The 18388-nt window shown below is 71.6% G+C and carries 16 protein-coding genes; 14 read left to right on the top strand and 2 right to left on the bottom strand.

From position 1 onward, the window contains the following. Positions 1-27: 27 nt before the first annotated feature. The 11 genes from ASG70_RS01060 to ASG70_RS01010 all read left to right on the top strand — a co-directional run bounded on the left by ASG70_RS01060 (position 28) and on the right by ASG70_RS01010 (position 11586). Positions 28-318 carry a DUF3263 domain-containing protein gene (locus ASG70_RS01060; RefSeq protein WP_056881999.1) on the top strand — a complete coding sequence of 97 codons (291 nt, stop codon included), beginning with the start codon at positions 28-30 and terminating at the stop codon, positions 316-318. 151 nt (positions 319-469) lie between these two features. Continuing rightward, positions 470-925, top strand: coding sequence for a GNAT family N-acetyltransferase (locus tag ASG70_RS01055; RefSeq protein ID WP_056881998.1), 456 nt, complete (start codon positions 470-472; stop codon positions 923-925). Continuing rightward, positions 922-1293 (top strand): VOC family protein, encoded by a 372-nt coding sequence (locus ASG70_RS01050; RefSeq protein WP_235531285.1) that lies wholly within the window; start codon positions 922-924, stop codon positions 1291-1293. The genes ASG70_RS01055 and ASG70_RS01050 overlap by 4 nt, the downstream gene beginning before the upstream one ends. A gap of 4 nt (positions 1294-1297) precedes the next feature. Beyond that, entirely contained in the window at positions 1298-2347 is a 1050-nt protein-coding gene (locus tag ASG70_RS01045) for a P1 family peptidase (RefSeq protein WP_056881997.1), read from the top strand. Next, complete coding sequence (locus ASG70_RS01040; RefSeq protein ID WP_056881996.1) at positions 2344-2796, top strand: hypothetical protein; 453 nt, start codon at positions 2344-2346, stop codon at positions 2794-2796. Before ASG70_RS01045 ends, ASG70_RS01040 begins: the two co-directional genes overlap by 4 nt. Positions 2797-2976: 180 nt before the next feature. After that, positions 2977-4404 (top strand): extracellular solute-binding protein, encoded by a 1428-nt coding sequence (locus ASG70_RS01035; protein WP_056881995.1) that lies wholly within the window; start codon positions 2977-2979, stop codon positions 4402-4404. Beyond that, positions 4379-5347, top strand: a complete 969-nt coding sequence (locus tag ASG70_RS01030) for a carbohydrate ABC transporter permease (RefSeq protein WP_056881994.1) — start codon at positions 4379-4381, stop codon at positions 5345-5347. Before ASG70_RS01035 ends, ASG70_RS01030 begins: the two co-directional genes overlap by 26 nt. Further along, complete coding sequence (locus ASG70_RS01025; protein WP_082589887.1) at positions 5344-6216, top strand: carbohydrate ABC transporter permease; 873 nt, start codon at positions 5344-5346, stop codon at positions 6214-6216. Before ASG70_RS01030 ends, ASG70_RS01025 begins: the two co-directional genes overlap by 4 nt. Then, complete coding sequence (locus ASG70_RS01020; protein WP_056881993.1) at positions 6216-7304, top strand: ABC transporter ATP-binding protein; 1089 nt, start codon at positions 6216-6218, stop codon at positions 7302-7304. Before ASG70_RS01025 ends, ASG70_RS01020 begins: the two co-directional genes overlap by 1 nt. Continuing rightward, positions 7301-8509 (top strand): CehA/McbA family metallohydrolase, encoded by a 1209-nt coding sequence (locus ASG70_RS01015; RefSeq protein ID WP_056881992.1) that lies wholly within the window; start codon positions 7301-7303, stop codon positions 8507-8509. The genes ASG70_RS01020 and ASG70_RS01015 overlap by 4 nt, the downstream gene beginning before the upstream one ends. A 59-nt stretch (positions 8510-8568) precedes the next feature. Then, positions 8569-11586, top strand: coding sequence for a glycoside hydrolase family 38 C-terminal domain-containing protein (locus ASG70_RS01010; RefSeq protein ID WP_056881991.1), 3018 nt, complete (start codon positions 8569-8571; stop codon positions 11584-11586). A 183-nt stretch (positions 11587-11769) separates the two neighbouring features. On the opposite strand, the gene ASG70_RS01005 is transcribed toward ASG70_RS01010, so the two are convergent. Both ASG70_RS01005 and ASG70_RS01000 read right to left on the bottom strand, forming a co-directional pair. Further along, positions 11770-12210 carry a phage tail protein gene (locus ASG70_RS01005; RefSeq protein WP_056881990.1) on the bottom strand — a complete coding sequence of 147 codons (441 nt, stop codon included), beginning with the start codon at positions 12208-12210 and terminating at the stop codon, positions 11770-11772. Positions 12211-12308: 98 nt separating this feature from the next. Next, on the bottom strand, positions 12309-13196 hold the full coding sequence (locus tag ASG70_RS01000) for an endonuclease domain-containing protein (RefSeq protein WP_156399753.1): 888 nt from the start codon (positions 13194-13196) through the stop codon (positions 12309-12311). Between the two features lie 459 nt (positions 13197-13655). Here ASG70_RS01000 and groL point away from each other — a divergent pair, with 459 nt between their 5' ends. From groL to ASG70_RS00985, 3 genes are all read left to right on the top strand, one after another. After that, a complete protein-coding gene (groL, locus tag ASG70_RS00995; protein ID WP_056881988.1) occupies positions 13656-15281 on the top strand; it encodes a chaperonin GroEL in 1626 nt (541 codons plus the stop codon). 161 nt (positions 15282-15442) lie between these two features. After that, complete coding sequence (locus ASG70_RS00990) at positions 15443-17143, top strand: alkaline phosphatase D family protein (RefSeq protein ID WP_056881987.1); 1701 nt, start codon at positions 15443-15445, stop codon at positions 17141-17143. A 129-nt stretch (positions 17144-17272) separates the two neighbouring features. Continuing rightward, entirely contained in the window at positions 17273-18088 is an 816-nt protein-coding gene (locus ASG70_RS00985; protein WP_056881986.1) for an ABC transporter ATP-binding protein, read from the top strand. The last annotated feature ends 300 nt before the right edge of the window (positions 18089-18388 follow it).

Below are 18388 nucleotides of genomic sequence, written 5' to 3'. Positions count from 1 at the left end.
CGCACGCACCACCACGAAGGGTCGAGAGTGAACGCCGCACACGAGCAGGATCACGTCAGCGCCTCAGCCTCGCTGAGCGAGCGCGACCGCGAGATCATCGCCTTCGAGCGGCAGTGGTGGAAGTACGCCGGGGCCAAGGAACAGGCCATCCGCGAGCTCTTCGACATGAGCGCCACCCGTTACTACCAGGTGCTCAACGCCCTCATCGACTCCCCGGCCGCTCTCGAGGCCGACCCCATGCTCATCAAGCGGCTCCGCCGGCTGCGCGCCTCGCGCCAGCGCGCCCGCAGCGCACGCCGGCTCGGCATCCAGCTGTAGCCCCCCAAGCACAGGAGCGCCCGTCCAGAATCGACTGGACGGGCGTTGCTGTGTCCGCGGGCGGGGCGCCGGAGGCTCCTCGAGTCCTGCGGGGCCACAGACCGGCCCGGTGCACGAGCGCGTCACGCCCTCAGCGTGCTTGACTGCCGCCGTGACCGACGTGCGCACCCGTCCCGCAGGTCCTGACGACGCCCTCGTCGTCGCCGGCCTGACCCTGCAGTGCGCCCTGCACCGCGGCGGCGCCACCGAACCCGGCTTCCTCGACCGCTACGCGCGGTCGTGGTCCGCCCAGCTGCGCACCCGCCCGACGTGGATCGCCGAGGTCGGCGACCAGCACGCCGGCTACCTCCAGGCCACCCTGCTGCCCGACCTCCCGTGGCCCGGTCGCCGCGACGGCGGCGGGGTGCTGGCGGTCGACACCTTCTTCGTGCGGCCCACCCACCGCGGCATCGGCGTGGGGGAGCACCTGCTGCGCGCCGCCGTCGGGTGGGCCCGGGTCGAGGGCCTCGGCGAGGTCCGGATGGCGGCGGGGACCCACACGCGGCCGATGGTCGAGCGCGTGGGGCTCCGGCCGCACGAGGCTGCCTACCACCTGGAGCTCCGGTGAGCGTCGGGCTGCGGATCGGCTCCATCGTCCTCAACGTTGCCGACGTGCCCCGGGCCACGGCGTTCTGGGCGGCGGCCCTCGGCTACGAGCCCCGCTACGAGCCCGAGCCCGACTGGGTCATCCTCCAGCCCCGCGACGGCAGTGGCCCCAACCTCTCCCTCAACCTCGGTGACACCCGGCCCGACCCGGTCCCGCACGTCCACCTCGACCTCTACGCCGCGGACCAGGCGGCTGAGGTCGAGCGCCTGGCCGGGCTCGGCGCCGACCGGGTCGAGGACTGGCCCTACCCCGACGAGCCGATCGACTACGTCGTCCTGCAGGACCCCGACGGCAACCGGTTCTGCGTCGTCGACGCCTCGCAGGACTGACTCCGTGCGCCCGGGCCCGACCAACACCCTGACCGACGTGCCCGGGCTGCGGGTGGGGCACGCGACGCGTACCGAGCCGGGCTGGCTCACCGGGACCACCGTCGTCCTGGCACCCGACGGGGGCGCGGTCGCCGGTGTGGACGTGCGGGGCGGCGCACCCGGCACCCGGGAGACCGACCTGCTCGACCCCCGCAACCTCGTCGACCGGGTGGACGCGGTCGTGCTGACCGGCGGAAGCGCGTTGGGCCTCGCGGCGGCCGACGGCGTCCTGCGGCGGCTGTTTGTCGCCGGACGTGGCTGGCCGATGGGCGAGCCGGGTGAGGTGGTGCCGATCGTCCCGGCCGCCGTCCTGTTCGACCTCGGGCGCGGCGGGGTGTTCGACCACGCCCCCACAGCCGAGGACGGCGCCGCGGCCGTCGACGCCGCCCACGCCGGGGCGGTGGAGCAGGGCTGTGTCGGTGCCGGGACGGGCGCCGAGGCGGGTGGTCTCAAGGGCGGCGTGGGGTCGGCCAGCGCCGTCCTCGACGACGGCACGACCGTGGCGGCGCTCGTCGTGGTCAACGCGATCGGCGACGCCGTGGACCCGCGGTCGGGCGAGCTCCTCGCCGCCCGCCACGGCCTGGGCGACGAGTTCGCCCGGCTCCGGGCGCCCGACCGCGCCGAGCTGGACGCCGCCCGGGACCGGGCCGCGGCGGCGCACGCGGAGCGCTCCATCCGGCCCGGGACGGCCACCACCATCGGCGTCGTCGCCACTGATGCCACCCTGACCAAGGCGCAGTGCCAGAAGGTGGCCGGGCTGGGCCACGACGGGCTCGCCCGGGCGCTGCACCCGGTCCACACGCTGCTCGACGGCGACACCCTCTTCACCCTCGCGACCGGGGAGCGACCCCCACCCGACCTGCCGGGGCTGCACGCCCTGATGGTGGCCGCCGGTGACTGCGTCACCCGGGCTGTCGGGCACGCCGTGCTCGCGGCCACGTCGGTGTCCAACGGTGCGGTGGACCTGCGCTCGTACCGCGACGCGTTCCCCTCGGCTGTCAGGATGGGGCGATGACGGCTGACTGGAGCACCCCCGAGGGACTCGCCGCGATCAAGGCCGCGCTCGCCGCGACGATCGACGGCTGGCGCAGCCCCGTCGCGTACGCCGTGGGCATCAGCCCTGCGTCGAGCTCACCGGAGTTCGAGTTCCCGCACGTGAACCCGCCCGGCGGGACGCACGGACTTCCGTGCGTCATCCTGGCCGCCGTCGTGGGACATGCCCACGGCAGCGAGACCTACCAGATGTCGGCACAGCAGCTCTCCCAAGCGGTGCACACGCTGGAGCCCGCCGAGGCGTGCACCTCGCTGTCCCACCCCAACCTCGACGCCTGGCGCGAGGTGCTCGCCGAGCTCGAGTCCAACCCCGCGCGCACCGCGTACGCCGTGTTCGTCGGCGACCTCGACGACCCCGTCACCTCCGAGGCGGACGCCACCCTGCGCACCCTGGTGCAGCCGTCGTCCTGACCGCCCGCTGCCGGGTTCGGCGGGCGCTGCCCTGACAAAGGGCGAGATTGTCACCGTGGACCCTTTTGCCCCGGTGTGGAAGGGTGCTGGTGCAGGTCAACGCGGACCTGCCGTCGGTGGAGGTCACCCCCAGGGCCATGGGGTGGGCGACACCGGCACCATCCCCCCGGAGGTCCATCGATGCGTCTCTCCCGCCGGGCGGTGCTGCTCACCAGCGGCACCGCCGTCTCCCTCGTCCTGACCGGCTGCGTCGGTGCCAAGGACTCGGGCGCCAAAGCCAACCCGAGCGCCAACGCGAGTGCCAAGGACGTCACCCTCGTGATCAGCGCCAACGACGTGGCGGGCGGCAAGAACGCCGCCGAGGCAGCCTGGATCACCGACTCGGTCATCCCCGGCTTCGTCGCCGCCCAGAAGGCGAAGGGCGTCACCGCCAAGGTCACCTTCAACGGGTCCGGCGTGGAGGACGAGCAGTACAAGACCAAGCTCGAGCTCAACCTCAAGACCGGCAGCGGCGCCGACGTCTTCGCCGCCGACGGCATCTGGCTGGGTGAGCTGGCCAGCGCCGGCTACGTCAAGCCGCTCGACGACGTCGTCGGTGCCCCGGCGAAGAGCTGGGACGGGTGGCAGCAGATCTCCAAGGCGGTGCAGCAGAACCTCGCCTTCAAGGACCAGCTGTACGGCATCCCCAACGGCACCGACGGACGTGTCCTGTACTTCAACAAGTCGCTGTTCTCGAAGGCCGGGCTGCCGGCCGACTGGCAGCCGAAGTCGTGGGCCGACATCATCTCGGCGGGCCAGGCACTCAAGAAGCTCCCCGGGGTCAACCCGATCCAGATCAACGCGGGCGTCCCCATGGGCGAGGCGACCAGCGCGCAGGGCTTCCTGCCGCTGCTCGCCGGCACCGGCCAGCCGCTCTACAACGACTCCGAAGCCAAGTGGCAGGGCGCGACCGAGGGCGTCAAGGACGTGCTGAAGTTCTACCAGCAGGTCTACGGCAGCGGCCTCGGCGACAAGCGCGTCCAGCAGGACAAGGCCGGGCGCGACCAGTCGTTCGCCGACTTCAGCAAGGGCAAGATCGGCATCCTCGCCGAGGGCGACTACTTCTGGCGTTCGGTGATCTGCCCGTCCAAGAAGGACTGCGGGACGACCTCGATGGCCAACCGCAACGACGTCGTCGGCTGGGCCAAGATCCCGGCCATGACCCCGGGCAAGGGCGTCAACGGTCAGGACTTCGTCAGCGTCTCCGGAGGTTCGGGCTGGCTTCTCAGCCCGAAGACGAAGTACCCGCAGCAGGCGTGGGAGCTCATGGCGTTCATGGCCTCCAAGGACATGCAGACCGCACTGTCGAAGGCGCAGATCCGCATCTCCGCCCGTGCCGACGTCAACGACGCGACCCTGACGAACGACCCGCTGCTGAGCTTCATCTCCAAGGAGGTGCTGCCGATCACGACCTACCGGCCCTCGGACGAGAAGTACAACGAGGTGTCGCTGGCGATCCAGGAGGCGACGGGCAAGGTCGTCACCGGCACCAGCCCGGACGAGGCCGCCAAGGCGTACCAGGCATCCCTGCAGAAGGCCGTCGGTGCCGAGCACGTCTCCGGAGGCTGAGGTCGCGCCGGTCGCGGCTGCGCCGGTCCCGGCCCGGCCGGGACCGGCGGCGCCCGACGGTGACGTCGTCGGGCTCGGCCGCGGTCGGGCGATGGTGTTCGTCGCGCCCGCCCTCGTCCTCGTCGGGGTGTTCCTCGTCTTCCCCGCGGTGTGGACGATCTACCTCGGCCTGCTCGACTACAGCCTCACCGGGTCCGCGGCGAAGGCACCCACCTTCGTCGGCCTCGGCAACTACGTCACGGCGCTCGGCGACCCGGCCTTCACCCGCTCGCTCTACCTCACGCTGCTCTACGTCGGGTTCTCGGCGGTGGTCGGCCAGAACGTGCTGGGCTTCCTGCTGGCGTGGTTCTTCCGCACCACGCACGCGGTCGTCCGCAACGTCCTCAACGTGCTGGTGCTGCTCGCGTGGATCCTTCCCGGATCGGTCGTGGCGTTCCTGTGGCAGGCGCTGCTCGACCGCCGCGACGGCACGCTCAACGCCATCCTCGGGACGACCGACTACGCCTGGGCCATCGACCACCCCATGGCCGTCATCATCGTGTTCAACATCTGGCGCGGCACGGCCTTCTCGATGCTGCTCTACGCCGCAGCCATCAACACCGTTCCGCGTTCCCACCTCGAGGTGGCGCGGATGGCGGGCGCGCGGCCGTGGCAGCAGCTGCGCGACGTCGTCCTGCCCACGGTGAAGCGCCACGTCCTGACCAACACGCTGCTCATCACGCTGTGGACGTTCAACGACTTCTCGCCCTACCTGCTGACCGGTGGCGGCCCGGACAACCAGTCCGAGATCCTGCCCGTCTACATCTACAAGGAGGCCATCATCGGCGGCCACCTCGGCTACGGGTCGGCGATCTCGCTGCTGCTGCTCGTGGCCAACCTCGTCATCGCGGTGGCCTACATCCGGCTGCTGCGCACCCGCAGCCACGACGAGGCCACGGCATGAGCGCCGCCGCCTCCGCCGCGCCGGTCCGGTCCTCAGCGCGGACGCTGGCCCCTGCCAGGACGGTCGCCACGCGCTCGCTCGTGTATGCCGGGGTGTGCGTCCTCGTCGTGTTCTTCGCGCTGCCGCTGCTGTGGCTCGTGCTCACGCCCTTCTCCCCGGCGCCGTCGTACCGGGCCACGCTGTCAGGCTTCACGCTCGACAACATGGCCAAGCTGTTCGACAACCCCCAGACCTGGCCCTCGATCCGCAACTCGCTCGTGCTGGCGATCGGCTCGTCGGTCCTGGTGATCGCGTTGGCGGCGCTGGCGGCCTACGCCCTGAGCCGGGTCCGCATCCCCGGCCGCGACCAGCTGCTCTACGCGCTGCTGCTGCTCAGCTCCATCGTCACCGGGACGGCGGCGATGGTGCCGATCTTCCTGATGCTGTTCCAGATCGGGCTCATCGACCGTCAGGTGGGAGTCGTCCTGGTCCTGTCCGGCGGTCTGCTGCCGGCAGCGGTGTTCATGCTCAAGGACTTCGTCGACTCGATCCCGCGGTCGTACGAGGAGTCCGCCCGCGTGTTCGGTGCGAGCCCGAGCCAGATCCTGCGCCACATCGTGCTCCCGGTCATCCGGCCCGGCATGGCCACGGTCGGCGTCTGGGCCCTGGTGCAGGTCTGGGGCAACTTCCTCGTCCCCTACGTCCTGCTGTCCGACCCGGCGAAACAGCCTGCGGCAGTAGTGATGTACACGTTCTACGACGCCGGCGGCCAGCCGAACTTCGCACTCATCTCGACGTTCGCGCTCGTCTACTCCGTGCCGGTCGTCGTGCTCTACCTCGTCGTGAACCGCCGCTACGGGTTCGCCTTCCAAGGAGGAATCAAGGGCTGATGGCATCTGTGACCCTGGCCGGGCTGGTCAAGGAGTACCCCGGCGGCGTGCGTGGCGTCGACGGCGTCGACGTCGAGATCGGCGACGGCGAGTTCTTCGCGCTGCTCGGCCCGTCCGGCTGCGGCAAGACCACCCTGCTGCGCACCCTCGCCGGGCTCGAGGCGGCGACCGAGGGGACGGTGGCGATCGGCGACCGCGACGTGACCCGGCTCGAGCCCGGTGACCGGGACGTGGCGATGGTCTTCCAGGACTACGCCCTCTTCCCGCACATGACGGTGACGGACAACGTCGCCTACCCGCTGCGCATCCAGAAGGTCGGCAAGGACGAGCGCGCCGCGCGGGCCCTCGAGACCGCGCAAGGTCTAAGCCTCGGCGCGCTGATGGAGCGGCGCCCGGCCCAGCTCTCCGGTGGCCAGCAGCAGCGGGTCGCCCTGGCCCGCGCGATCGCCTGCCACCCCCAGGTCTTCCTCTTCGACGAGCCCCTGTCCAACCTCGACGCGCGACTGCGGCTGGAGGCCCGCACCTTCCTCAAGCAGCTGCAGAAGTCGCTCGGCGTCACCACGGTGTTCGTCACCCACGACCAGGCCGAGGCGCTCGCCATGGCCGACCGGATGGCGGTGATGGAGTCCGGTCGCATCCGCCAGGTGGGGACACCCCGGGAGGTCTTCCAGCGGCCGGCCAACACCTTCGTCGCCAACTTCATCGGCGCGACCCCCATGAACCTGCTCGACGCGCAGGTCGTCGACGGGCGGCTCGACCTCGGCGGCTTCACGCTGCCCGTCCCCGACGGGTTCGCCGTCGCCGAGGGCGACAAGGTCGTGTACGGCGTGCGCCCCGAGTACGTGACGGCGGAGGGCGCGACCGCGGACGGCGGCGTGCCCGAGGGCTCGGTCGTCGGCACCGTGAGTGCCGTCGAGAACCTCGGCGTGCACGTGCTCGTGACGCTCGACGCCGGGGAGCAGTCGCTGCGGGCGGTCATCCCCGAGGCTGACGAGCCCGACCTCGGCGATGCCCTGACGGTCACCCCGGCGCCCGGACGGGCCCTGCTCTACCGCGCAGACGGGGACGGCGAGCTGGTCGGGTCGTGAGGGTCTTCGCCGGGACCTGGACGCCGGCCCACCGGGCCGAGTCCGTCTGGCACCAGCTGCCGTTCGACGTGCCCTCGTCGTGCGCGGGGCTGCGCGTGACCCTCGACTTCGACCGGTCGCACGGCTCGGCCGGCGTCCTCGACCTCGGCCTCGTCGACCCGCTGGGCTGGCGCGGGTGGTCCGGTGGGGCGCGCAGCGTCATCGCCCTCGGACGGGAGGGCGCGACCCCTGGCTACCTCGACCGGGGTCTCCCGCCGGGGCGGTGGGAGGTCGTCCTGGGGCTGCACCGCATACCCGAGGGCGGGCTGGCCTACGAGGTCACGGTCGACACCACCGCCACGGTCGCCCGAGAGGCCCTGGACGTGCCTCGGCCACCGGTGCCCGAGCGCCGGCCGCGTCGCGACCTGCCTGCTGTGGAGGGGCTGCGCTGGCTTGCTGGTGACTGCCACGCGCACACCGTCCACTCCGACGGCTTCCTCAGCATCGACGAGCTGGCGGCCCTGGCCGCCGGACGCGGGCTCGACTTCCTCTGGGTCACCGACCACAACACCACCAGCCACCACCCATGCCTCGCGGAGGCGGGCGCCCACTACGGCATCGACCTGCTGCCCGGTCAGGAGGTGACGACGGCCGACGGGCACGCCAACGCGTTCGGCGACATCGGCTGGGTCGACTTCCGCCAACCAGGGGGGACCTGGGCCGCCGACGTGCAGGCACGGGGTGGGCTGCTCTCGGTGAACCACCCCGTGTCGGGCGACTGCGCCTGGCGCCACCCGAGCGTTCCCGGCTCGCAGCCCACCCCGGCGTCAGAGGTCTGGCACTCCTCGTGGACCGACCTCGCCGACGGTGGGCCGCTCGCGTGGTGGGTTGCGGCCGGGTGTCCGATCCCATTGGGCGGCAGCGACTTCCATCGACCCGAGCCGTGGGTCGAGCTCGGCCGCCCGACGACCTGGGTGGCCTGCGCCGACGGTGACGTGCTCGGCGGCATGCTCGCCGGGCGCACTGCGGTCTCCGCCGGCCCGGACGCCCCGGTGCTGCTGCGCGTGGGCGACGAGCTGGTCGCCCTCGAGGCCGACGGCGCGATGCTCGTCTGCCCCGGCGGACGCCGGTCGCCGGTGCACGGCGACCGTGCCACCTTTGGGGGGCACGACGGGGCCCACCTCCTCGAACGCACCGACCGGACCGTCGTGGCCATCGCGGCCTGACCCACCTGCCCCACGCCATACCTGCCGCAACCACTCGCCCCCACGAGAAGGAGCCCCCCATGCACGACGACCGCCGCCTCATCGAAGGCCGGCTGCGCCGCACCCTCCAGCGGATCGAGGACGCCGTCTGGTCCCACCCCGTACCGGTGGACCTCGGGCGGTGGGACGCCCCGGGCGAGCCGGTGCCGGTCGCGGAGGGGCTGGCCGCGCCGTACGCGTCCGCGCGGGTGGGGGAGCCGTGGGGGCCGCCGTGGGGCACCACGTGGTGGCGCGTGCGTGGGGAGGTGCCCGTCGAGCACGCGGGCCGGCCCGTGGACCTGCGGCTGGACCTCGGGTTCGACCCGCTGCGCACCGGTTTCCACGTGGAGGGCCTCGTCTACCGCGCCGACGGCACACCGATGAAGGGGCTCAACCCGCGCAACCAGTGGGTGCGCGTCAGCGACGCCGGGGCGGGTGAGGCCGTCGACCTGTTCGTGGAGTCGGCGTCCAACCCGCTGCTGCTCGGAGGTGGCGGGTTCGACTTCCGCCCGTCGCCGCTGGGCGACCCCGAGACGGCAGGGCGCGAGCCGATGTACCGCGTGGTGCGGGCCGAGCTCGCCGTCTTCGAGCAGGAGGTGTGGGAGCTGCAGCAGGACCTCGAGGTCCTCGGCCAGCTGGCGTTCGAGCTCGACGCGCACGACCCCCGTCAGTGGCAGTTGCTCCGGGCCGTCGACCGGGCGCTCGACCGGCTCGACACGGCCGACATCGCGGGCACCGCGTCGGCCGCGCGAGGCGAGCTCGAAGGAGTGCTGTCCGACCCGGCCCGGGCGAGCGCCCACCGGATCTCCGCCGTCGGCCACGCCCACATCGACTCGGCGTGGCTGTGGCCGGTGCGGGAGACCGTGCGCAAGGTGGCCCGCACCTGTTCCAACGTCCTCGCGCTGATGGAGGACGACCCGGACCTCGTCTACGCGATGTCCTCGGCCCAGCAGTTCGCCTGGCTGCGCGACCACCGCCCGGAGGTCTGGACCGGCGTCGTCGAACGCGTGCGCGAGGGGCGTTTCGTGCCGGTCGGCGGAATGTGGGTCGAGTCCGACACCAACATGCCCGGCGGTGAGGCGCTGGCCCGCCAGCTCAACCACGGCAAGCGCTTCTTCCTCGACGAGCTCGGCATCGAGACCCGCGAGGTGTGGCTGCCGGACTCGTTCGGCTACACCGCCGCCCTGCCGCAGCTCATCGCGCTCTCGGGGTCTCAGTGGTTCCTCACCCAGAAGATCTCGTGGAACACCACCAACCGCTTCCCGCACCACTCGTTCCGCTGGGAGGGCCTGGACGGAACGCGCGTCTTCACCCACTTCCCGCCGGCGGACACCTACGGCTCCGAGGTCTCCGGGGCCGAGGTCGCCCACGCCTCCCGCAACTTCTCCGACAAGGGCGACGCGACGCGCTCGCTGCTGCCGTTCGGCTGGGGTGATGGCGGGGGCGGCCCCACCCGCGAGATGCTCGCGCGGGCCAAGCGGCTGCGCGACCTCGACGGCTCGGCGCGCATCGAGGTGGAGCGCCCCGACGCGTTCTTCCAGAAGGCGGAGGCGGAGTACCCCGGTGCCCCTGTCTGGGTCGGTGAGCTCTACCTCGAGATGCACCGCGGCACCTACACCTCGCAGGCGAAGACCAAGCAGGGCAACCGCCGGAGCGAGCACCTGCTTCGCGAGGCCGAGCTCTGGGCGAGCACCGCCACGGTCCGCACGGGGGCGCCGTACCCCGTCGAGGAGCTGGACCGGATCTGGAAGGTGGTGCTGCTGCAGCAGTTCCACGACATCCTGCCGGGCTCCTCGATCGGCTGGGTGCACCGTGAGGCGGTCGCCGCCTACGAGGCCGTCGCGCAGGAGCTCACGGCGATCATCGACGCCGCCCAGGCCGCCCTCGCCGGCGATGGTGAGGCCGAGGTCGTGTTCAACGCGAGCCCCGACCCGCGCGCCGGGGTGCCCGCGCTCGGCGCCGGGCCGCGGTCGTCCTCCGGTGACGCCACCGATCCCGTGACGGTCGAGGCCGACGGCCACGGGTGGGTGCTGTCCAACGGGCTGGTCACCGCCCGGGTCGACGACCACGGCCTGCTCACCTCCGTCGTCGACATGGCGTCCGGGCGCGAGGCGCTCGCCCCCGGGTCGGCGGGCAACCTCCTCCAGCTGCACCCCGACACCCCCGTCGACTTCGACGCCTGGGACGTCGACGCCTACTACCGCCGCACCTGGACCGACCTCACCGACGCCGAGTCGGTCGAGCCGGTCGAGGACGGGGTACGGGTGGTGCGCCGGTTCGGGGACTCAACGGTGACCCAGCTGCTCACCCTCACCTCCGGCGAGGCCAGGGTCGACGTCGGCACCGAGGTCGACTGGCGCGAGCGGGAGAAGATCCTCAAGGCCGGGTTCGACCTCGACGTCACCACCGAGCGCTCGACCTCGGAGGTGCAGTTCGGGCACGTCCACCGGCCGACTCACACCAACACCTCCTGGGACGCAGCGAAGTTCGAGATCTGCGCCCACCGCTGGGTCCACGTCGGCGAGCCCGGGTACGGCGCCGCCGTGGTCAACGACTCGACCTACGGCCACGACGTCAGCCGTCGCGACCGGGAGGGCGGCGGCACCACGACGCAGGTGCGTTTGTCGCTGCTGCGCGCGCCCCAGAGCCCCGATCCCGTCGCCGACCTCGGCGTGCACCGGCTGCGGTACGCCGTCGTGCCCGGCGCCGGGATCGCCGACGCCATCCGTGAGGGGTACCGCGTCAACCTGCCGCTGCGGGTCGTCCGTGGTTCCGGGGAAGTCGTCGAGCCGCTGGTGTCCGTGGACGGCGGCGGGGTGGTCGTGGAGGCCGTCAAGCTGGCTGACGACGGCTCGGGTGACGTCGTGGTCCGGCTCTATGAGTCGCTGGGGGCCCGGTCCTCGGCGATCGTGAGCGCCGGGTTCGAGTTCGACGGCGTCGAGGCGGTCGACCTGCTGGAGCGCCCGCTCGAGACCGCCGGGGTCGAGCGCGTCGAGGGCGGGGTGCGCCTGGCGCTGCGCCCTTTCCAGGTGGTGACCCTGCGCTTCGCCCGCGGCTGAGCCTGCCCGCCGCACCGTCCTGCCCTCTCCTCGTCGTCGGCAGCAACCTCTGCTAGCAGGGGTTGCTGCCGACGAGGTAGGCAGCACCGTGTGTCCTGGGCAGCACCCTGTGCTGAGCCGCGCTGGCGGTGAGGTTGGGGGTGGCAGGTCCGGTTCGGGTATGGCGGCTCGGGCCGCGTGCGGTCAGCTCTCTGCGTCCATCGTGTCGAACGCCAGCTCCACGGTCTCCATGACCGGCGCGCGGGTCGTGGTGTCGAGCGGGCTCAGGCGGTGGACGGCCGGGAACGCACCCCGGAACCGCCATGCCATGACCGGTTCGCCGGCACCGTCGAGCAGCCGCACGACGACCTCGCGGTGCATGCCGACGTCGCCGTCGCGGGCCTGCTTCCACCAGTTCCACAGCTCGAGGTCGGCCGTGAGGCTGCGGCTGAGCACGAGGTGGGAGTAGTGCGAGGTGCCCGGCTCCAGGTGTGACGCGGGGGTGAGGCCCGCACCCGAACGGTGGGTCACCTCGGTCACCGCCGCCTCCGGCAGCTCGACCCGGGAGAAGAAGGCGCTGGCGAGTCCGCCGACCTCCACCAGGAAGCTGGAGGCCGCGACCGGACCGTGCGCCGTACCGGGCATGGCTCAGGCTCCCACCCGGTCGCGTGGCCGCGCCATACCCCGAAGTCTGGGACTTCGGGCCTAGGCGGCCCCCTTTGCGCCGAAGTCTGGGACTTCGATCAGGCGACCAGGGCCGCGAGCTCGGCGACGAACCGGGCCAACCCGGCGCCGTACAGGTCCGCGGCAGTCATCCTCACGACCCGCCAGCCGAGTGACTCGAGCAACCGGGTGCGCTGTATGTCGCTCTGCCACTGGCGGCGGTCGGTCCGGTGCTGGTCGCCCTCGTACTCGACGATGACCCGCGTCTCCCGCCACAGGAAGTCGACCCTGGCCAAGAAGTGACCGTCCTCGGCGAACACGTCGGCGTTGAGCTCCGGCTCCGGGAGGCCGGCCCGACCGAACGCCAGCCGGGCCCGGGTCTCCATGGGCGAGCCACTCCCGCGACGCAGCAGTGGCCCGGCCTCCCTGAGCAGACGCCGCCCACGACCGGCTGCCTCGGCCGCCGCGTGCACCAGGGGTTCCAGGAGGTCCGGTGTGCGGGTGGCGAAGGCATCGCCGGCGATGACCAGGTCCTCGGCGGTGAGGCCCCGCACCCTCGCGAGGTCGACCCAGGTGTCGACGGGTGAGGTCACCGGCAGGCCGCGGAGGGTCTCGTGACGGCGCCCGGCGAGGCCGCGGTGCCCGACGACGCCAGCACGGCGCAGCGGCGTGGCGCCGCGCATGACGTGGAGTGGTTCCTCGCGGCTCCACGCGGTGGACAGTGGCAGCCGCCAGAGCCGGGCAGCCGTCAGGTGCGAGAACGCGTAGGTGCCCTCGAGGGCGAGGCCGACGGTGTGGGCGAGCTCGTCGACGGTGCGGGCGTGGTCGTGGGCGCGGACGCCCCAGGTGGGCCGCACCAGGTCCGCCGCCTCGAGCCGCGCCTGGCTGACCATCGCCGCCCGGGCCTCCACCAGCGTGAACGCGCGTCCCTGCAGGGAGGCGGGCAGCGATGGGAGCGGGAGAGGCACGGTACTCAGGCTGCCGTGCTCCGTACCCACGGCCCTCGAGTTGTCCACAGGTCCGGCCGCGTACCGGGCCCGGTAGCCGCCCACGCGGTGGTGCGCCGTGCCCCGAGGTCTGGGACTTGGGGTCAACGCAGGCTCGTATGGCCCGAAGTCCCAGACTTCGGCGCAGGTCCGGCTCGTATGACCCGAAGTCCCAGACTTCGGCGCAAGGGGGAGGGGTGAAGGGCGAGGCGCAAGGGGGAGGGGCAGGGGGACGCGCACCACGATCGCGGGCCGGGAGGCGTTTGCACTCTCCCCGGGGGAGTGCCAATAATGGCGTTAGCACTCTCGCCATGAGAGTGACAATCATGGCCTCAAAGTGAGGTCCGGGGAACGTGCGCGACGTGAGCCGCGGGAACCGGGCCGTCCGTCGCGGGCGCGGCGAGGCCGCCACACACGATTCGCGTGGGAGGAACCACCCGAATGGCCAAGATCATCGCATTCGATGAAGAGGCTCGCCGCGGTCTCGAGCGGGGCATGAACATCCTCGCCGACGCCGTCCGCGTCACCCTCGGCCCGAAGGGCCGCAACGTCGTCCTCGAGAAGAAGTGGGGCGCCCCCACGATCACCAACGATGGCGTGTCCATCGCCAAGGAGATCGAGCTCGACGACCCGTACGAGAAGATCGGCGCCGAGCTCGTCAAGGAGGTCGCCAAGAAGACCGACGACGTCGCGGGCGACGGCACCACCACCGCCACCGTGCTGGCCCAGGCCCTCGTCAAGGAGGGCCTGCGCAACGTCGCGGCCGGCGCCAACCCGATGGCCCTCAAGCGCGGCATCGAGAAGGCCACCGAGGCCGTCTCCGCCCAGCTGCTCGAGATGGCCAAGGACGTCGAGACCAAGGAGCAGATCGCCTCCACCGCCTCGATCTCTGCCGCTGACCCCCAGATCGGCGAGATGATCGCCGAGGCCATGGACAAGGTCGGCAAGGAAGGCGTCATCACCGTCGAGGAGAGCAACACCTTCGGGCTCGAGCTCGAGCTCACCGAGGGCATGCGCTTCGACAAGGGCTACATCAGCCACTACTTCGTCACCGACACCGAGCGCATGGAGGCCGTGCTCGAGGACCCCTACGTCCTCGTCGTGAACTCCAAGATCTCCGGCATCAAGGACCTGCTGCCCCTCCTCGAGAAGGTCATGCAGTCCGGCAAGCCGCTGCTCATCATCGCCGAGGACGTCGAGGGCGAGGCCTTGTCGACCCTGGTGGTCAACAAGATCCGCGGCACCTTCAAGTCCGTCGCCGTCAAGGCCCCGGGCTTCGGTGACCGTCGCAAGGCCATGCTCGCCGACATCGCCATCCTCACCGGTGGCCAGGTCATCTCCGAGGAGGTCGGCCTCAAGCTCGACACCGCAGAGCTCGACCTGCTCGGCCGTGCGCGCAAGGTCGTCGTGACCAAGGACGAGACCACGATCGTCGAGGGTGCTGGCGACAACGACCAGATCCAGGGTCGCGTCAACCAGATCCGCGCCGAGATCGACAAGTCGGACAGCGACTACGACCGCGAGAAGCTGCAGGAGCGCCTGGCCAAGCTGGCCGGCGGTGTCGCAGTCATCAAGGCCGGTGCCGCGACCGAGGTCGAGCTCAAGGAGCGCAAGCACCGCATCGAGGACGCCGTGCGCAACGCCAAGGCTGCCGTCGAGGAGGGGATCGTCGCCGGTGGTGGCGTGGCCCTGCTCCAGGCGACCAAGGCCGCGTTCGAGAAGCTCGAGCTCGAGGGTGACGAGGCCACCGGCGCGAACATCGTCCGCGTCGCCGCCTCTGCCCCGCTCAAGCAGATCGCGATCAACGCCGGCCTCGAGGGCGGCGTCGTCTCGGAGAAGGTCTCCAACCTTCCCTCCGGCCACGGCCTCAACGCCGCGACCGGCGAGTACGTCGACCTCATCGCCGCGGGCATCATCGACCCGGCGAAGGTCACGCGCTCCGCGCTGCAGAACGCCGCGTCGATCGCCGCGCTGTTCCTCACCACCGAGGCCGTCATCGCGGACAAGCCCGAGAAGGCTGCCCCCGCTGCGCCCGGTGGCGACGAGATGGGCGGCATGGGCTTCTGAGCCCAGCTGCACCACGCGTCACCAGCACGAACGTCGGAGGGCGGTTCCCCAGCAGGGGAGCCGCCCTTCGGCGTACCCGGCGCCATACCGCACGCCGGACGGGTGCCCCGGGGAGGGGGTTTGGCACCCACCGCACGGGTGCGACGTGTAGAAACAGTGCCGTGCCTCCACTCGAAGACAGCCCGCTCACGCTCGGTCCGCTCCTGCGCTACGTGGGTGAGACCAGCGCCACGGTGTGGGTGCAGACCCGGCAGCACGCCACGGTCACGGTGCGGGCCTTCGGCCGGTCGTGGGAGGCGTCCACCTTCAGCGCGCACGGCCACCACTACGCGCTCGTGGTCCTCGACGGGCTCGAGCCGGGAGCCACGAGCGAGTACGAGGTCGACGTCGACGGGGACACCGCATGGCCGCCGAAGGGCCCGGGGGTCGACGCGCTGACCGCCTCGCTGCCGCCGAGCCGCGTCACGACGCACCGGCACAGCGAGCCCACCCGTATGGCGTTCGGCTCGTGCCGCACCTCGGTCCCGCACGACGCCGAGGGCAACAAGAGCAACGGCGTCGACGCGCTGCGTGCCTACGCGTTCCACCTCACCCGCACCGACCCCGCCGAGTGGCCGCACCTCGTGGTCTTCCTCGGTGACCAGGTCTACGCCGACGAGACCTCGGAGGAGATGCGCGAGTTCATCGCCTCCCGGCGCAGCCTCGACGAGCCGCCGGGCGAGGAGCTGAAGGACTACGAGGAGTACGCCCACCTCTACCGGCTCGCGTGGACCGACCCGCTCAACCGCTGGCTGCTGTCGACGCTGCCGAGCGCCATGATCTTCGACGACCACGACATCCGAGACGACTGGAACACCTCGCAGGACTGGCACCGCGAGATGAACGCCAAGCCGTGGTGGCACGAGCGCATCGTCGGCGGCCTGGCGTCCTACTGGGTCTACCAGCACGCGGGAAACCTCAGCCCCGAGGACCTGGCGCAGGACGAGGTGTGGCAGCTCATCGCCGAGCACGCGGGCTCCGGTGCCGCCGGCGAGCTCGACCTCACCGAGGTCCTGGACGCCCTCGCCGCGCGGGTCGACGCCCAGCCCGAGACGTACCGCTGGAGCTACGCCCGCGACCTGGGCGAGTCCAAGCTCGTCGTCGTCGACTCCCGGGCCGCGCGGCTCCTCACGCCCGACCGTCGATCGATCCTCGACGACGACGAGATGGCGTGGGTCGACGGCCAGCTGCGCGGCGACGTCGACCACCTGTTCATCGCCACGTCCCTGCCGTTCCTCATGGCTCAGGGCATCCACGACCTCGAGGCCATCAACGAGGCCATGTCCAACGGTGCCTGGGGCCCCCGGGTCGCCAGGTGGGGCGAGAAGATGCGCCGAGCCCTGGACCTCGAGCACTGGGCTGCGTTCCAGGAGGGATTCAAACAGGTGCTCGACATGGTCGTCGAGGTCGCGCACGGCGAGCGGGGTACGGCGCCGGGCACCATCACGTTCCTCTCCGGTGACGTCCACAACTCCTACGTCACCGAGATCGACCCCAAGGAGCTGGGACCGGGCTCGAGCCGGATCATCCAGGCTGTGTGCTCACCCATCCGCAACCCGCTGCCACGGCAGGCGCGCATCGCGCAGGCGATGCTCGGCAAGGGCCTGGCCAGGCCCTTGCAGCTCCTGGTGGCGCGCACCTCCAAGGTGCCCAACGCGCCGTACCAGTGGCCGATGACCGAGGGCCCGTGGTTCGACAACAACCTCGCGACCCTGCAGGTCCGCGGACGCGGCCTGGTCATGCGCTGGGACCTCGGCGAGGTCAAGGGCGACAAGTACGACGAACCGGACCTGCGAGAGGTGGCTCGCGTCGTCATCTCCTGACGGGGGGCCATCCCTGCAACCTCAGGGTCGACTCAGGGGCCGGTGGGGGTCTCACCTGAGGGTGGAGCAATCGGGGCCGCCCTAGCGTTGTCCTCCGTGACGACCGACGCCCTGTCCCCGGGAGGACCCATGACCGCCAGCACCCCCGTATCCACCACGGAGCCCACCCGCAAGGCCGCCCCGGCGGCGCGGGTGCGCGACCTCACCAAGGTCTACGGGAAGGGCGAGGCGCAGGTCCGTGCCCTCGACGGGGTCAGCGTCGACCTCGCGGCCGGTGAGTTCACCGCGATCATGGGGCCGTCCGGCTCGGGCAAGTCCACGCTCATGCACTGCGCCGCCGGCCTCGACGCCGCGACGTCGGGTGAGGTGTTCGTCGGCGACGTCGACATCACCGGCCTCAAGGACAAGGACCTGACGACGCTGCGGCGTGACCGGATCGGCTTCGTCTTCCAGTCGTTCAACCTCATCCCGACGCTCGACGCGCAGGAGAACATCCTGCTGCCCCTGGCCATCGCGGGTCGCAAGCCGGACCAGGCGTGGTTCGACACCGTCATCGACACCGTCGGCCTGCGCGACCGCCTCGACCACCGGCCCAGCGAGCTCTCCGGCGGCCAGCAGCAGCGCGTCGCCTGCGCCCGCGCCCTGGTGAGCAAGCCCGAGATCGTGTTCGCCGACGAGCCCACCGGCAACCTCGACTCGACCTCCGGCACGGAGGTGCTCAACTTCCTGCGACACAGCGTCGACGAGTTCGGGCAGACCATCGTCATGGTCACCCACGACCCGGTCGCGGCCGCCCACACCGACCGCGTGGTGTTCCTGGCCGACGGCAAGGTCGTCGACGAGATGCGCGAGCCCACGGCCGAGAAGATCCTCGAGCGCATGAAGCGGCTGGACACCCGGCTTTCGGGCCAGCCCGCCCAGGACCACCCCGCCGCAGGGGCCTGACCGTGCTCAAGGCCAGCTGGAAGAGTCTTCTCGGCCGCAAGCTGCGGCTGTTCATGAGCGCGTTCGCGATCATCCTCGGCGTCTCGTTCGTCTCCGGGTCCTTCATCTTCACCGACACCCTCGGGCGCGCCTTCGACGGCATCGTCAACACCGTCGGTGACGTCGTGGTCCGCCCGGAGTCGGCGAGCTCGGACTTCGACTCCGGCCCGACCTCCAAGACGGTGCCCGGCTCCCTGGTCCGCAGCCTGGCCGCGCTGCCCGGTGTGGCGCGTGCNCCTCGGCCGGCGAGCCGCCCGCCTC

It is taken from the genome of Phycicoccus sp. Soil748 (genome assembly GCF_001428025.1).
Taxonomy (GTDB): domain Bacteria; phylum Actinomycetota; class Actinomycetes; order Actinomycetales; family Dermatophilaceae; genus Pedococcus.
The sequence above is the reverse complement of the archived record's forward strand: the minus strand, read 5'-3'. Positions and strand labels throughout refer to the sequence as shown.

Bases quoted from the DNA above. Each gene is read 5' to 3' on its own strand.
- ASG70_RS01040 (WP_056881996.1), top strand. From the start codon at position 2,344: ATGACGGCTGACTGGAGCACCCCCGAGGGACTCGCCGCGATCAAGGCC.
- ASG70_RS01035 (WP_056881995.1), top strand. From the start codon at position 2,977: ATGCGTCTCTCCCGCCGGGCGGTGCTGCTCACCAGCGGCACCGCCGTC.
- ASG70_RS01025 (WP_082589887.1), top strand. From the start codon at position 5,344: ATGAGCGCCGCCGCCTCCGCCGCGCCGGTCCGGTCCTCAGCGCGGACG.
- ASG70_RS01020 (WP_056881993.1), top strand. From the start codon at position 6,216: ATGGCATCTGTGACCCTGGCCGGGCTGGTCAAGGAGTACCCCGGCGGC.
- ASG70_RS01010 (WP_056881991.1), top strand. From the start codon at position 8,569: ATGCACGACGACCGCCGCCTCATCGAAGGCCGGCTGCGCCGCACCCTC.
- ASG70_RS01005 (WP_056881990.1), bottom strand. From the start codon at position 12,210: ATGCCCGGTACGGCGCACGGTCCGGTCGCGGCCTCCAGCTTCCTGGTG.
- groL (WP_056881988.1), top strand. From the start codon at position 13,656: ATGGCCAAGATCATCGCATTCGATGAAGAGGCTCGCCGCGGTCTCGAG.
- ASG70_RS00985 (WP_056881986.1), top strand. From the start codon at position 17,273: ATGACCGCCAGCACCCCCGTATCCACCACGGAGCCCACCCGCAAGGCC.